General features: G+C 62.5%; 1 protein-coding gene. It reads left to right on the forward strand.

Translation table 11 applies throughout. The annotated features are described in order from the left end of the window. Positions 1-53: 53 nt before the first annotated feature. The coding region (locus ACG2LG_RS23695) for a putative Ig domain-containing protein (protein WP_396263317.1) at positions 54-2,315 on the forward strand (2,262 nt) is incomplete at its 3' end.

Below are 2,315 nucleotides of genomic sequence, written 5' to 3' on the forward strand. Positions count from 1 at the left end.
ACGGAGACCGGAACCTCAAAACCTTCGACATCTCCTATTCAACGGACGGAGGAATGAATTTCAGCACGCCCGTTCCGGCGGCGTCACTCGGCATGGCGGATTGGTCCATCGGGCCCAGCGACCGCAGCAATGCCTACGTGGAGAGCCGCACCTTCGGCACCTTGTCCGGTGTCACGCATATCCGGTTCAGCAATCTGAGCAATCACGGGGACACAAGCTACTTTGCGATGACCGAAATTTGCTTCGGAGGCACGGCCGTTTCGACCAACAGCGCACCGACCTGGACAGCGGATCCGGTCAATGAAATTGATGCCACAGAAGATGCGCCCTACGCGTCCACGCTGGCCGACAACGCCAGCGATGCGGAAGATACGCTTACCTTTGCCAAGGTGAATGGACCTGCATGGTTGACTGTGTCTGCCGATGGCGCGCTTTCGGGTACGCCGGCCAATGCGGATGTCGGCGTCAATGTCTTCACCGTGAGTGCGGATGACGGCACCAACCCGGCCGTGGAGGCCACGCTCAATATCACCGTGATCAATACCAACGACGCACCGGTCTTTACGGCCGATCCGATCAACGGCTCGGATGCCTCCGAGGACGTGGCCTATAGCGGCACCCTTACCGGCAGTGCTTCCGACGACGATGCCGGGGCCTCGCTGAGCTACGCGAAGGTCGCAGGCCCGGCCTGGTTGAGTGTGGCCACGGATGGCACGCTCAGCGGCACACCGACCAACAGCGATGTCGGCGCGAACGCCTTCACGGTGAGCGTGACGGACGGCGTCATCGCGGTGCCTGTGGAAGCGACCCTGAATATCACAGTGATCAATACCAACGATGCGCCTGCCTGGATTTCCAATCCTGTGGATGAATCCGCCGCGACCGAGGATCTGCCCTACAGCAGCACGCTGGCGGACGATGCCAGCGATGTGGATGATGGTGCCTCGCTGACCTATGCCAAGCTAAGCGGTCCGGCTTGGCTGAGCGTGGCTGTCAATGGTGCACTATCGGGCACACCGAGCAACGCCGATGTGGGGGCGAACGCCTTCACCGTCAGCGTGACGGATGGCATCATCGCGACTCCCGTCGAAGCAACCCTGAACATTACGGTCATCAACACGAACGATGCCCCGGCATTCACCTCCGACCCGATCAATGGTTCGGATGCGACCGAGGATGCGGCCTACAGTGGCACGATCGCCGGCACAACATTCGACGATGACGGGGATGCGCCGATTTACTCCAAGACCGGTGGCCCGGCATGGCTGAGCGTGGCGGCGGACGGCACCTTGAGTGGCACCCCGGCGAACGCCGACGTGGGGCTCAATGTCTTCACGGTCAGCGTGACCGACGGCAACGGCGGCAGCGACACCGCGACGCTCAATGTCACCGTGATCAACACCAATGACGCGCCGGTCTTCACGGCTGACCCATTTGGCTCAAGCGACGCGACCGAGGATGCGGCTTACAGTGGCACGATCGCTGGTTCTGCAACGGACGACGACGCTGATGCTGCCCTGACCTACGCGAAGGTCAGCGGCCCGGCCTGGCTGAGCGTGGCCGCCGACGGCACACTGTCCGGCACGCCGGCCAATGCCGACGTCGGCGCAAACAGCTTCATCGTCAGCGTGACCGACGGCATCATTGCGACCCCGGTCCAGGCGACCCTGAACATCACGGTGCTCAACACCAACGATGCGCCGGTGTTCGCCACCGACCCGATCGCGGGCAGCGACGCGACCGAGGATCTGGCCTACAGCGGCACCATTGCCGACAGCGCAACGGATGACGACGGCGACACCCTGGCCTACGCAAAGGTCTCCGGCCCGGCCTGGCTGGCCGTGGCCGCCGACGGCACGCTCAGTGGCATTCCGACCAATGCCGATGTGGGAGCGAATGCCTTCACGGTGAGCGTGACCGACGGGGTCATCGCCACGCCGATGGAGGCGACCCTGAACATCACCGTCAATGCGGCGGGAGAAAGCATTGTCATCACTCCCATATCGGCGACCTCGACCACCACCATCGGCAGCCCGCGCACCATCGACAAGGTCATCGACGGTTCCGGCCTGACTGATGTTTCGGACCCGTTGAGTGAATTGGATGATTATCATCCCTACCAGTCGGACGCTTACTGGTTGAGCGGCTCCGGTGCCCCCTCGGGCGGCACCGAGGAGCTGACCTTCGAGCTGGGGGGTGCCTATGATGTCGACAGGGTGCATTACTGGCTCTACACCCGAGACGGAGACCGGAACCTCAAAACCTTCGACATCTCCTATTCAACGGACGGAGGAATGAATTTCAGCACGCCCGTT

This window comes from Haloferula sp. A504, from assembly GCF_044385805.1.
Classification (GTDB): Bacteria; Verrucomicrobiota; Verrucomicrobiia; order Verrucomicrobiales; family Akkermansiaceae; genus Haloferula.